The organism is Streptomyces sp. NPDC037242, assembly GCF_055604165.1.
Map to the genome: position 1 here is coordinate 1 of NZ_JBVJUY010000026.1, position 11,602 is coordinate 11,602.

Here is an 11,602-nt window from a genome sequence, read left to right on the forward strand (position 1 = left end):
CCCCCCCCCCCCCCCCCCCCCCCCCCCCCCCCCCCCCCCCCCCCCCCCCCCCCCCCCCCCCCCCCCCCCCCCCCCCCCCCCCCCCCCCCCCCCCTTCCCCCCCCCCCCCCCCCCCCCCCCCCCCCCCCCCCCCCCCCCCCCCCCCCCCCCCCCCCCCCCCCCCCCCCCCCCCCCCCCCCCGCGTCCGTACGGGCTACGTACGTACGGCTCAGGCGTCGAGGCCGGCGAGGACGAGCGGCAGCCGGGTCGCGCCGCCCGCGGTCACCGTCACCGGAACACCCCAGTCCTGCTGGTGGACGTGGCAGGCCGGGTACTCGTTCTCCGGGTCGTCGTCGCAGGAGGCGGCCATCGCCGAGACGTGCAGCACGCCCTCGCGCACCCCGTCGGCGAGCACCAGCTCCCGGAACAGGTCGGTCCCGGCGCCGTCCCCCGCCGCCAGCAGCTCCGGCGGGGTCGAGGAGACCAGCAGCCGCGTCGAGGGCCCGTACCGGGTGTCGAGCTTCTGCCCGCTCGGCGCCTGGAAGACCACGTCGAGGCGGAGCGTGCCCGGGGCGACCTCGGTCGCGGCGCGCTGCGTGCGGTGGGCGACCGCGTCGACCCGTACCGCCTCCTCCGGCAGCCGGAGCCGGGTCAGCCGGTGCCGGGCGGACTCGACGACCACGATGTCGTCCCCGACCAGCACGGAGTCGCTGGGCTCCCGCAGGTCGGTCGCGAGGGTCGAGACCTGCCCGGTGGCCGGGTCGTAGCGGCGCAGCGCGTGGTTGTACGTGTCGCACACCGCGACCGAGCCGTCGGGCAGGGCGGTGACCCCGAGCGGGTGCTGGAGCAGCGCCTGCGCCGCGTCCCCGTCCCGGTGGCCGAAGTCGAACAGTCCGGTGCCGACGGCGGAGGTGACGGCGTAGCCCGCCTCGGTGCGGTGGACGTAGCGCAGGGCGCTGGTCTCGGAGTCGGCGATCCACAGCCGGTCCTCGGTGGCCGCGAGCCCGGACGGCTGCGCGAACCAGGCCTCGGCGGCGGGGCCGTCGAGCAGGCCCTCGTTGGTCGTCCCGGCCGCGACCTCGACCGTGCCGGTCTGCGGGTCGTACGCCCACAGCTGGTGGACGCCGGCCATCGCGATCCACACCCGGCCCTGCCACCAGGCCACGTCCCACGGCGAGGACAGGTCCACCTCCAGGGCGGGCCCGGAGGTCGGCGAGCCCTGCCACCACTGGCGGCCGGTGCCGGCGACGGTCTCGACGGCGCCGGTGGCGGGGTCGAGGACGCGCAGCGCGTGGTTGACGGTGTCCGCGACCACGACCCGCCCGTCGGGCAGCAGCGCCAGCCCCTGCGGCTCGCTGAAGGCGTCGGGACCGAAGCCCCGCTCCCCGCTGCCGATGCGCCGTACGACGCTCTCCCCGTCCGGGGCCAGCTCCACCAGCTGGTGCCGCGTGGAGTCGGACACCAGGAAGTTCCCCGACGGCAGCACGATCGCCTTGCCCGGGAACCGCAGGTCGCTCGCCACCGGCTCGGGAGCCACGTACGGCCCGTCCCCGCGCCGCAGCGTCCCCTTGGCCTCGTGCTCGGCCTCCAGCTCCTCGACGAGCCGCTCGATGGCGTGCGCGTGCCCCTCGCCGGCGTGCTGCGCGACGATGTACCCCTCGGGGTCGATCACGACGAGCGTGGGCCACGCCCGCACGGCGTACTGCTTCCAGGTCGCCAGCTCGGGATCGTCGAGCACCGGGTGGTGCACCTCGTACCGCTCGACGGCGTCGACCACGGCCGCGTGCTCGGCCTCGTGCACGAACTTCGGCGAGTGCACGCCGATGATCACGACGGTGTCCCGGTGCTTCTCCTCCAGCTCCCGCAGCTCGTCGAGGACGTGCAGGCAGTTGATGCAGCAGAAGGTCCAAAAATCGAGAATCACAATCCGTCCCCGCAGGTCAGCGAGGGTGTACGGCTTGCCACCTGTATTGAGCCAGCCTCCCTTGCCGATCAGCTCGGGAGCACGGACACGGGCGCGACGGGGTGCGGGCGCGGCAGAATTCATGCGACAAGGGTGCCACTCCCCGGCATATGCACCCGCGGGGGTGACGCGGGCCCGCCGGGGGTCGTGGGAGCCTGGCCGCAGCAGCCGGCAAAGGGGGCGTCCTCGATGACCACCGCGCGAGACGACGACCGGGCCGTCGACCCCGAGCACGCCCTGAAGTACGCGGTGCGGCGCTTTCCCGGGGCGCGGGCCGAGCTGCGGGAGGGCGTCATCGGCTACGCGCCGCCGGGCTGGGACCACGAGCACGTGCGGCACGCCCTGCGGGAGCAACTGTCGGACGCGGTGGACGCGCTCGACTGCATGTCCGGCTCCGGTGACCTTGATCTCCCGGGCTCGCTGAACTGGTACGTCCCGGACATCGCAGTGGTTCCGCACGCACTCGGCCGCACGGCCCGGGCGTTGCGGCCCGACCAGACGCCGCTGATCGTCGAGGTGGCCTCGGAGTCCACCGCGGAGACCGACCGCGTCGTGAAGCGCAAGCGGTACGCCGAGTACGGGGCCCCGCTGTACCTGCTCGTCGACCGGATGGAAAAGACTGTGACCCTGTTCGCCGAGCCCGGGCCGCTCGGCTACACCAAGGTCGACGGCCCCCACCCCTTCGGCACGCCGGTACGGCTGCCGGAGCCGTTCGCGCTGGAGCTTGAGACCGGCGCGCTCTGACGCCACCGGAGGTCTCGTGTCCCACCGTCCCGGCCCGGAACCCGCCGCCGCCCTGCTGGGCGGGCTGGGCCGCGTGCTCACGCCGTGCGCCGGCAGTGCCGGGGGCGGGCCGCGCGATCTGCTCGACGTGCCGCGGGCCGAGCGGGAGCTCGGGCTGCGGCTGCCTTCCGACTATCGCGCCTTCATGGAGGTGTACGGGGGCGGCCTGGCCGATGTGTATGTGGACTGCCCCGGCGGGCTGTGGATCGCCCCGCCGTACACAGACTCCCCTGACGGGCCGAGCAGTTGGGCGGGCGTCGGGCTGGTGGACCTCACCCTGCTGTGCCGCGAGCAGGCCCCGGAACGGCACCTGCCGCACGCGCCGGCCGGCTGGAGCTCCGAATCGCTCGTCGCCTGGGGCTACGGCGAGTCGGAGGAGGAGTACTTCTGGCTGGTCACCGGCGAGGACAGCGACAGCTGGCCGGTCGTCGAGACCATCGGCGAAGGGGGCCCCTACACCGTGCACGCAGGCGGGATGGCCGCCTTCCTGGAGCGCTGCGCGTCCGGGCCCGAGCCCGTCGGGTTCCTGCACTGGCGGGAGCACGACCGGCTGACCGCCGAGGGCTGGGACCCCTGGGCCGAATGACCGCCGGTCAGCCGAAGAGGGCGCTCAGCTGGGGAAGTCGGGAGGCGGTCTCGGCCGTGTCGTCGAAGTCGAAGTCCCAGGACGGATCCAGCGGCGGGTAGCCGATCGTGAAGGAGTCCGAGGGGAGTTCGCGGCCGGTGGCGGACTCGTAGGCCGTCCAGGCGATCGAGAGGGCCTCCTCGTCCCACAGTTCCAGGCCCTCGGAGGCCGCCGCGCGGACCGCCGGGTGGTCGGCGAGCGAATCCGGGTCGGCGAGGGCGCGGCCGAAGGCCGCCTCGCCCTGGGTCAGCAGCCAGCCCCGGAAGTAGTCGAAGCCGTCGTCCGAGCAGCCGCCGTTGATGACGTAGGCCGCGGCCCAGAGCGGGGCGCGGTAGGACTCCGCCAGCAGGTCCCACAGCACCTGCTGGGCCGCGGCTATCTCGGCCGCCGGCCGCCCCGCGAGCAACTGCGCCGCGCGCGCCGCCACATCGTCCGCCACTGCCTCCGCACGGGCCGTCTCGATCAGCTTCCAGAAGGTCTGCTTGTCCATGCCCAGAGCCTGGCATCCGCCTCTGACATCGCAGGGTCAGGCGGCGAGGAAGGTGTGGAGGGATTCCGTGAGGGCCGTGACGAAACGATCCTGCACGGCCTCCGGGAGCAGGTCCAGGGAGAGGTACGGGTTCAGGTCCTCCAGCTCGACCAGCAGCAGCTCGCCCGAAGGCGCCCGGCAGGCGTCCACGCGCTGGATGCCGTGGTCGAGGGTGTTCCAGTCGACGAAGGCCCGGGCGAAGGCCAGGTCGGCCGCCGAGGGCTCGTACGGGGTCAGCTCCCAGCGGCGCGCCGGGTCCGGGGCGTACAGGGCGTACTGGAAGGCGTCGTCCACGAAGTAGAAGGACACCTCGTACGCGAAGTCGATGCGCGGCTGGATCAGCATCTCGCCCGGCGCCGCCGACGGGGTCGCGGTGAAGGTCAGGCCGATCGAGTCCGCGCCCTGCTTGGGCTTCACCGCGTACGAGGGGACGTCCGGCAGCAGCCCCAGCCGCGCCGGGTCGTCGATCGTCGGGATCACGGGGTAGCCGGCCTCCGTCAGGTCGAGGAGGTACTGCTTGCCCGCCATGTCACCGCGGCCCGTGAGCGGGTTGTACACGCGGGTCCCGGCGGCGAGCGCGGCCGCGCGGAAGGCGTCGTACGCCTCCTGGTAGTGCAGGACGGGCCCGCTGTTGCGGACCACGACCGCGTCGAAGCCGGGCATCAGGGCGTGGGCGTCCAGCGGGTGGCACAGGGCCAGGTCGAAGTGCGTCCGCAGCCGCGAGGTGAGGAAGATGTCCTCGTCGCAGTAGCGGCGGCCGCGCGCCGGGTACGCCAGGTCGGTCACGTAGAGCAGAGGCATGACGGCAACCTATCGCGGGCAGCGATCACGGCATGAAATACCTGGTTCGGGACAAAATGCTGGCCATCGGGGACGACTACTGGATCGAGGACGAGGACGGCCGGCACGCCTTCCTCGTGGACGGGAAGGCGCTGCGGTTCCGGGACACCCTGGAGCTGAAGGACCCCGAGGGCCGGATCCTGATCACGCTGCGGGAGAAGCTGCTCGGCTTCCGCGACGCGATGACCCTGGAGCGGGACGGACGGCGGCTCGCGGTGATCCGCCGCAAGCGGTTCTCGCTGCTGCGCAACCACTACCTCGTGACCCTGGTCGAGGGCACCGAGCTCGACATCAGCGGCCGGATCCTGGACCGCGAGTTCAAGGTCGAGTACGACGGCGAGCTGCTCTCGCTGATCTCCCGCCAGTGGTACCGCGTCCGCGAGACGTACGCCGTGGACGTGATCCGGGAGGATGCGGACGCGGCGCTGCTGATCGCCGTGGCCGTGTGCGTGATCAGAATGGCCGAAAAAGAGCGCGAGGAAGACCTCTGAGGGAGGCCTCAGAGGAAGACCTCTAGCGACCCAGTCGGCGGTCCTTCAGCGCCGGGAACTGTTCGCGCGTCTCGGCGACCTTCGCCGGGTCCAGCTCGACCGTGAGCACGTCCTCCCCGGGGCCGGCCTCCGCCAGCACCTCGCCCCACGGGTCCACCACCAGGCTGTGCCCGGACTGTTCGACGCCCGCGTGGGTGCCTGCCGTCGCGCAGGCCAGGACGTACGACTGGTCCTCGACCGCGCGGGCCCGGTTCAGCAGGGTCCAGTGGGCCCGGCGGCGGGCCGGCCAGCCCGCGGACACGACCATGGTGGTGGCCCCGGCGTCGACCAGGCCGCGGAACAGCTCGGGGAAGCGCAGGTCGTAGCAGGTGGCGATGCCGAGCGTCTGCTCCGGCAGGACCACGGTGGTGAGGGAGTCGCCGGCGGACATGAGCACCGCCTCGCCCTGGTCGAAGCCGAAGCGGTGGATCTTGCGGTACGTGGCCGCGAGTTCGCCCGTCGGGGAGAGGACGAGCGCGGTGTTGTAGAGCGAACCGTCGCCCGCGCGCTCCACGATCGAGCCGGCGTGCAGCCAGACCCCGGCGTCGCGCGCCGCCTTGGACACGGCCTCGAAGGTCGGGCCGTCCAGCGGCTCGGCCTCGGTCTCGAACTGCTCGTAGGCGAAGGCCCCCACGGTCCACAGTTCGGGCAGGACGACGAGGTCGGAGCGGTCCTGCTCCCGTACGAGATCGGCGACGCGGGAGCGGCGGGAACCCACCGACTCGCCCTCATTCACCGCGATTTGGATCAGCGAGGCGCGCACAGTACCACCGTCCTGGCATTCAAGCCGTCAACTCGGGCCTACGATCGTCACACGAAAGCACTGCCGGGGTGCTCACCGGCAGCGTAGTTTTGAAGCCAGTCCACAAGCTTCCAGAACGCGCCACCGAACAGCACGCGAGGGGTCCCGTTGACCGTCCATCCGCATCCCAGCCTCCAGCCCTATGCCGACGCGTGGACGCACTCCATCGAGGCGATATCCGAGCTGGTCCTCCCCCTCACGGAGGGCGAGTGGAACCGGGCGACCCCGTGCCCCGGCTGGTCCGTGCGCGACGTGGTGTCACACATCATCGGCGTCGAATGCGAGCAGCTCGGGGACCCGCGGCCGATCCACACCGTCGCTCGGGACCTGCGGCACGTGGTGGACGAGTTCACCCGGTACATGGAGGTGCAGGTTGACGTACGCCGGCACCACACCGCCCCGGAGATGACCTCCGAGCTGGAGTACACGGTCATCCGCCGCGCGCGGCAGCTGCGCAACGAGAAGCGGGATCCGGACACCATGGTGCGGGGTCCTCTGGGCGACCAGGTGACGCTGGAGACGGCGCTGCGGCTGCGGGCGTTCGACGTGTGGATCCACGAGCAGGACCTGCGGGCGGCGCTGGGCGCGGCGGGCAACTGGGACTCGCCCGGTGCGCATGTGGCGCGGGACATCCTGCTCGCCGGGCTGCCGAAGGTGGTCGCGAAGCTCGCGGGCGCGCCGGCGAACTCGGCGGTCGTCATCGACGTGCACGGCCCGCTGGAGTTCATGCGGACGGTACGGGTGGACGCGGACGGGCGGGGCAGCGTGGACAAGGCGCCCTCGCTCGGCCCGGCGGTGACGCTGACGCTGGACTGGGAGACGTACGTGCGCCTCGCGGCCGGGCGGGTACGGCCGCACGCGGTGGCCGACCGGGTCAAGGTCGAGGGCGACGAGGCCCTGGCCGCGGCCATCCTGGCCCACTTCGCCGTCACTCCGTAGCGCGGTCGGGCCCGGCTCCGCCCGCGTCTCAGACGCCGGCGGGGCTGGAACTGCCGTTGCGCGGCGCTCCGGCCTCCGCTCCCGCCTCCGCCTCCGCCTCCGCCTCCGCCACGGCCTGCACCGGGAAGGGGGCGCGGCGTTCCCGCTCGCGGGACAGGGCGCGGCCGCGGAGCCGGAGGATCTGGGTGATGCCCAGGAACTCCAGGACGAAGACCGACGAGAAGGCGATGCGGTAGTCGTCGTCGGTGGCGTCCAGCAGGATGCCCACCACCAGGAGCGTCGTCATCGAGGCGATGAAACCGCCCATGTTGGTGATTCCGGAGGCCGTCCCCTGACGCTCCGCCGGATTCGCGGGCCGCGCGAAGTCGAAGCCGATCATCGACGCCGGCCCGCACATCCCCAGCACCAGGCACAGCGTCACCAGCAGCCACATCGGCGCCCGGTCGCCCGGGTAGAGCACCACCGAGGCCCACAGCAGCGCGGTGAGCCCGACCGTGCCCAGGGCCAGCGGGATCCGGGCCGACTGGCGGCGGCCGACGATCTGGCCGTAGACCAGCCCCAGCGCCATGTTCGAGGCGACCACCAGCGTCAGCAGCCCGCCCGCGGTGGTCCGCGACAGCCCCTGCGCCTCCACCAGGAACGGCATGCCCCACAGCAGCAGGAACACCATCGCCGGGAACTGCGTCGTGAAGTGCACCCACAGCCCGAGCCGGGTGCCCGGCTCCTTCCACGAGTCGGCGATCTGGCGGCGTACGAACCCGCCGCCCGCCCCCCGCGCCACCGGCGGCGCCGCGTGCCCCTCCGGGTGGTCCCGCAGGAACAGCACCAGCGGTACGAGCACCACCAGCCCCGCCACCGCACTGCCCGCGAAGGCCGGCACCCAGCCGACCCCGTGCAGGACGGGCGCCAGCACCAGCGTGGAGACCAGGTTGCCGGCCATCCCCACCAGCCCCGCCAGCTGGGCCATCAGCGGTCCGCGCCGGGCCGGGAACCAGCGCGTGCCGAGCCTCAGCACCGAGATGAAGGTCATCGCGTCCCCGCAGCCCAGCAGGGCGCGGGCGGCCAGGGCCATCCCGTACGAGGGGGACAGCGCGAAGCCGATCTGGCCCGCGGTGAAGAGGACGGCCCCCAGCGTCAGCACCTTCTTCGTGCCGAGCCGGTCCACCATCAGGCCCACCGGTATCTGCATGCCCGCGTACACCAGGAGCTGGAGCAGCGAGAAGGCGGCCAGCGCCGAGGCGTTGACGTGGAAGCGGTCGGCCGCGTCCAGTCCGGCGACGCCCAGGCTGGTGCGGAAGATCACCGCGACGAAGTAGACGGCGACGCCGATCGACCAGATCGCCACCGCCCGGCGCCCGCCGGGAGGGTCCTTCGGGAGGGCGGCGGCCGGGCTCGACGGACCCGCCGGGCTCTGCGAGCTCATCGGCCCGACCCCCGCACCAGCGCCTCGACCCGGCCCACGTGCGCCCGTACCGCCGCCGCGGCCGTCTCCGCGTCGCCCGCCCGCAGTGCGGCCAGGATCTCCGCGTGCTCGGCCAGCGTCCGCTCCACCCGCTCCGGGTGCGCGTGCAGCAGGGCCACGCCCATCCGCAGCTGCCGGTCGCGGAGCTGGTCGTAGAGCCGGCTCAGGATCTGGTTCCCTGCGCTGCGCACGATCTCGGCGTGGAAGCCCCGGTCGGCGGCCATCATCGCGGCGAGGTCGCCCTGCGCCGCGTGCCGCCGCTGCTCGTCGACCAGTTTCGCGAGCCGGTCCAGCAGCCCGGGCGGCGCCGGTACGGCCCTGCGTACGGTGAACTCCTCCACCAGCAGCCGGGTCTCGATCACGTCGGCGATCTCCTGCGCGGAGACCGGCAGCACCAGCGCGCCCTTCTTCGGGTACAGCTTCAGCAGCCCCTCGGTCTCCAGCCTCAGCAGCGCCTCGCGCACCGGCGTGCGGGAGACCCCTACGGCCTCCGCGAGCTCGCCCTCCGTGAGCAGGGTGCCGCCCTCGTAGCGGCGGTCGAGCACCCCGTTCTTGACGTGCTGGTAGACGCGCTCGGCGGCGGTCGGGGCGGCAGTGGTGGCGGTCGCGGTCGTGGCGGCTGATGGCATGCGCACAGGATAGATACAACAGGGGTACATGGCTCCCCACTGTCCGGCATCCGGACCTAGTCCCGCTCGACGTCCACCTGAACGTCGAGCACGAATTCGTCGTACGCGGCCTCGTCCGGGTAGGGCGGCCGGACCTGCGCGAAGCGGACCCGGGCCCGCCCGCCCGCGCCTCGGGCCCGTACGACGTACACGCGCTCCACCGCGGCCCCCGGAGGGACGCCGCCCGCCGGCTCCCCGGGCAGCTCCCCGCCGGGGTCCTGCGCCACCGAGACGGCGTCCTCGTCCCCGGTCACCTGCCAGGTCCACACGTATCCGCGCGCCCCGCGCCCGGTGAGCCGCAGCTCGTACGACTCACCGGGCGCGAGTACGACCTTTCGCACCTCCACCGTGCTCCCCTCGACCTCGGCTCAGGCGGGGCCGATCACCGACCCCTCGTGCCAGCCCGCGCCGTCCCGCCAGTAGTGCTGGAGCAGGCGGTCGGTGCGCAGGACGACGACTTCCAGGTTGAACCCGAAGCTGCCCTGAAGCATCCCGGTGACCGCGAGCACGTCGTGCCCGAAGACCGCGCTGCGGCTCCAGGAGCCGCCGCCCGCGTTGCCCCGCCACCAGTGCTCGACGCGCCCGCCGCCGACGGCCACGCACAGCTCGTAGTTCCCGGCGGTGTCCTCGTCCGCGGCCCCGTACTGCCCCTCGATCAGGCAGGGCGCGGAGGTGGCCCCGCTGCCGAAGACCTCCCCGGCGCGCCAGGCGAAGCCGTTCGGGTCGTCGCGCCACCACAGCTGCATCCGGCCGTCCGTACGGGTGGCGACCAGGTCGAGGTGGCGGCCGCGCGTCTGGACGAGGGCCGGGCCGTAGTGGGCGATGCCGGAGGCGAAGCGGCCGCCGTCGTTCCAGGTCCAGGGGGCGCCGTTGATCCGCCACCAGTGGTTGAGGCGGCCGTCGGCGGTCCGGACGACCACCTCGAAGTTGCCCGGCTTGCCGTAGTCGCTCTGTATGAAGGCCGGGGTCGAGCCGACCGCCGCGTCGCCCGGGCCGAAGGCCCCGCCGTCGCGCCAGGCGCCGCCGGACTGCTCGTAGTACCAGTGGCGCAGCCGTCCGCCGGTGGTGACGTGCAGGGACTCCATGTTCCGGTTGTAGGTGGTCCCGGTGAAGGCCGGCTGGCCGGAGGCGTCGTTGGCGAAGGCTCCCGCGCGCGACCAGCCGAAGGGGGCGTCGCCCTCGCGCCACCAGTGCTGGAGGCGGGCCCCGCCTGTGGTGGCGAGCAGCTCGAAGTTGCGGTGGGCACGGCCGTTGCCGCTCTCGTAGACGTTGCCGGTGTGCAGGCGGCGCTTGGCCCAGGGGTCGATGTTCGTACCGCGCAGGCCGCACTTGGCCCAGTAGTCGATCTTCACCTCACCGTAGGCGATCCGGCCGTAGCCCCCGACGTGGTAGCCGGTCCCCCAGGAGTTCTTGAACAGCCAGCACCCGGCCGCGTCGTCGTAGCCGACGATCAGTACGCAGTGGCCGCCCGCGAGCCGGTCGCTGGTGCGGTGGTAGACGCCGGAGCCCAGCCCGAAGAAGTCGTCGTACACGTCGAAGCAGGCGGTCAGCGGGCCGACCGTGTCCAGCCACACCTTCTGCTGCTCCACGTCGCCCAGGCGCACGTAGTCGGTGATCCGGACCGTGCGGCCGGAGCGGTCCCAGCTCGGCCTGTACTCGGCGCGCCAGGCGTCGCGCCGGTCGGCGGGCAGTCCGGCGGGCGGGGTCGAGTACGGCCAGCAGTCCGGGTCGGCGAGACCGCCGTTGGTCCTGATCCAGTCGAGCGCGGTCTCGGGGTTGCTGCCCTGCCCGCAGGTGAACCGCAGGCCGTCGTGCACGTCGCCCTCGGAGCGCTCCGCCCATACGTCGTGCTCGATGCGGGCCATGGACTCCACCAGCCCGGCCGCCCCGAAGGCCCAGCAGGAGCCGCAGGGGTTCTGGTCCTTCACCTTGGTGATCCACGGCCACCCCCAGCGGCTGCGCCAGTCCACGGCGGTCGGCCGCGCCCCCACGACCGGCACCGCTGTTGCTCCCGCCGCTTCTGCCGCCTCCGACGCTTCAGCCGACTCGGCCAGCAGGCCGTGCGCCGCCCTGCGCCGGGTGAGGTTCGGGTTCCCGCTCGCGTGGCCGATGACCCCCCGCAGGTCGACGGCCCCCACGTCCTGCGCGCGCGTCAGGTTCGCCCCCGGCTCCAGGCCCAGCGAGGGCCGCGGCACGGGCTCCCCGTCCGCGAGGTGTTCGCTTACGGACCACCGCGCCCCCTGCTCCATGAGCCGCGCCCGCAGCTCCCCCACCGTCTGGACAGACTCCTCCGGCATACCGGCCCCCCAGCTGTACCCGCTCGAATGCGGGACGGGAGCGTCTCCCCGGCGCCGGGGCCCGTCAAGGGGGTGGGCGCGGTCGGGGGGGGGGGGGGGGGGGGGGGGGGGGGGGGGGGGGGGGGGGGGGGGGGGGGGGGGGGGGGGGTAAGGGGGGGGGGGGGGGGGGGGGGGAGGGAAAGAAA

12 protein-coding genes are annotated in these 11,602 nt (G+C 73.4%); 4 read left to right on the forward strand and 8 right to left on the reverse strand.

Annotated features, from left to right (window positions below):
- Positions 1–208 precede the first annotated feature (208 nt).
- A complete protein-coding gene (locus ACZ7GJ_RS26990; RefSeq protein WP_470755495.1) occupies positions 209–2,026 on the reverse strand; it encodes an NHL domain-containing thioredoxin family protein in 1,818 nt (605 codons plus the stop codon).
- A 105-nt stretch (positions 2,027–2,131) separates the two neighbouring features.
- Between ACZ7GJ_RS26990 and ACZ7GJ_RS26995 the strand changes: the two genes are divergently transcribed.
- The gene (locus tag ACZ7GJ_RS26995) at positions 2,132–2,686 is read left to right on the forward strand and encodes a Uma2 family endonuclease (protein WP_470755496.1); all 555 of its coding nucleotides are present in this window, start codon (positions 2,132–2,134) and stop codon (positions 2,684–2,686) included.
- 16 nt (positions 2,687–2,702) lie between these two features.
- The gene (locus ACZ7GJ_RS27000; protein WP_470755497.1) at positions 2,703–3,311 is read left to right on the forward strand and encodes an SMI1/KNR4 family protein; all 609 of its coding nucleotides are present in this window, start codon (positions 2,703–2,705) and stop codon (positions 3,309–3,311) included.
- A gap of 7 nt (positions 3,312–3,318) precedes the next feature.
- On the opposite strand, the gene ACZ7GJ_RS27005 is transcribed toward ACZ7GJ_RS27000, so the two are convergent.
- Positions 3,319–3,840, reverse strand: a complete 522-nt coding sequence (locus ACZ7GJ_RS27005) for a DUF4240 domain-containing protein (protein WP_470755498.1) — start codon at positions 3,838–3,840, stop codon at positions 3,319–3,321.
- Between the two features lie 36 nt (positions 3,841–3,876).
- Positions 3,877–4,680, reverse strand: a complete 804-nt coding sequence (locus ACZ7GJ_RS27010) for an ATP-grasp domain-containing protein (RefSeq protein WP_470755499.1) — start codon at positions 4,678–4,680, stop codon at positions 3,877–3,879.
- A 32-nt stretch (positions 4,681–4,712) separates the two neighbouring features.
- Here ACZ7GJ_RS27010 and ACZ7GJ_RS27015 point away from each other — a divergent pair, with 32 nt between their 5' ends.
- Entirely contained in the window at positions 4,713–5,210 is a 498-nt protein-coding gene (locus tag ACZ7GJ_RS27015; RefSeq protein WP_470755500.1) for an LURP-one-related/scramblase family protein, read from the forward strand.
- Between the two features lie 22 nt (positions 5,211–5,232).
- Here the strand turns inward: ACZ7GJ_RS27015 and ACZ7GJ_RS27020 are convergent, their stop codons facing one another.
- A complete protein-coding gene (locus ACZ7GJ_RS27020; protein ID WP_470755501.1) occupies positions 5,233–6,012 on the reverse strand; it encodes a carbon-nitrogen family hydrolase in 780 nt (259 codons plus the stop codon).
- A 147-nt stretch (positions 6,013–6,159) separates the two neighbouring features.
- On the opposite strand from ACZ7GJ_RS27020, the gene ACZ7GJ_RS27025 reads away from it, so the two are divergent.
- On the forward strand, positions 6,160–6,990 hold the full coding sequence (locus tag ACZ7GJ_RS27025; protein ID WP_470755502.1) for a maleylpyruvate isomerase family mycothiol-dependent enzyme: 831 nt from the start codon (positions 6,160–6,162) through the stop codon (positions 6,988–6,990).
- A gap of 28 nt (positions 6,991–7,018) precedes the next feature.
- Here ACZ7GJ_RS27025 and ACZ7GJ_RS27030 read toward each other — a convergent pair whose 3' ends face one another.
- Genes ACZ7GJ_RS27030 through ACZ7GJ_RS27045 form a run of 4 tightly spaced genes read right to left on the reverse strand, consistent with a single transcriptional unit; the run spans position 7,019 to position 11,417 of the window.
- Entirely contained in the window at positions 7,019–8,413 is a 1,395-nt protein-coding gene (locus tag ACZ7GJ_RS27030) for an MFS transporter (RefSeq protein ID WP_470755503.1), read from the reverse strand.
- A complete protein-coding gene (locus ACZ7GJ_RS27035) occupies positions 8,410–9,081 on the reverse strand; it encodes a GntR family transcriptional regulator (protein ID WP_470755504.1) in 672 nt (223 codons plus the stop codon). Before ACZ7GJ_RS27035 ends, ACZ7GJ_RS27030 begins: the two co-directional genes overlap by 4 nt.
- 56 nt (positions 9,082–9,137) lie before the next feature.
- Positions 9,138–9,467, reverse strand: a complete 330-nt coding sequence (locus ACZ7GJ_RS27040) for a hypothetical protein (RefSeq protein ID WP_470755505.1) — start codon at positions 9,465–9,467, stop codon at positions 9,138–9,140.
- A 21-nt stretch (positions 9,468–9,488) separates the two neighbouring features.
- The gene (locus ACZ7GJ_RS27045) at positions 9,489–11,417 is read right to left on the reverse strand and encodes a C1 family peptidase (RefSeq protein WP_470755506.1); all 1,929 of its coding nucleotides are present in this window, start codon (positions 11,415–11,417) and stop codon (positions 9,489–9,491) included.
- Positions 11,418–11,602: the final 185 nt, after the last annotated feature.

Bases quoted from the DNA above. Each gene is read 5' to 3' on its own strand.
- ACZ7GJ_RS26990 (WP_470755495.1), bottom strand. From the start codon at position 2,026: ATGAATTCTGCCGCGCCCGCACCCCGTCGCGCCCGTGTCCGTGCTCCC.
- ACZ7GJ_RS27035 (WP_470755504.1), bottom strand. From the start codon at position 9,081: ATGCCATCAGCCGCCACGACCGCGACCGCCACCACTGCCGCCCCGACC.
- ACZ7GJ_RS27005 (WP_470755498.1), bottom strand. From the start codon at position 3,840: ATGGACAAGCAGACCTTCTGGAAGCTGATCGAGACGGCCCGTGCGGAG.
- ACZ7GJ_RS26995 (WP_470755496.1), top strand. From the start codon at position 2,132: ATGACCACCGCGCGAGACGACGACCGGGCCGTCGACCCCGAGCACGCC.
- ACZ7GJ_RS27010 (WP_470755499.1), bottom strand. From the start codon at position 4,680: ATGCCTCTGCTCTACGTGACCGACCTGGCGTACCCGGCGCGCGGCCGC.
- ACZ7GJ_RS27030 (WP_470755503.1), bottom strand. From the start codon at position 8,413: ATGAGCTCGCAGAGCCCGGCGGGTCCGTCGAGCCCGGCCGCCGCCCTC.
- ACZ7GJ_RS27015 (WP_470755500.1), top strand. From the start codon at position 4,713: ATGAAATACCTGGTTCGGGACAAAATGCTGGCCATCGGGGACGACTAC.
- ACZ7GJ_RS27045 (WP_470755506.1), bottom strand. From the start codon at position 11,417: ATGCCGGAGGAGTCTGTCCAGACGGTGGGGGAGCTGCGGGCGCGGCTC.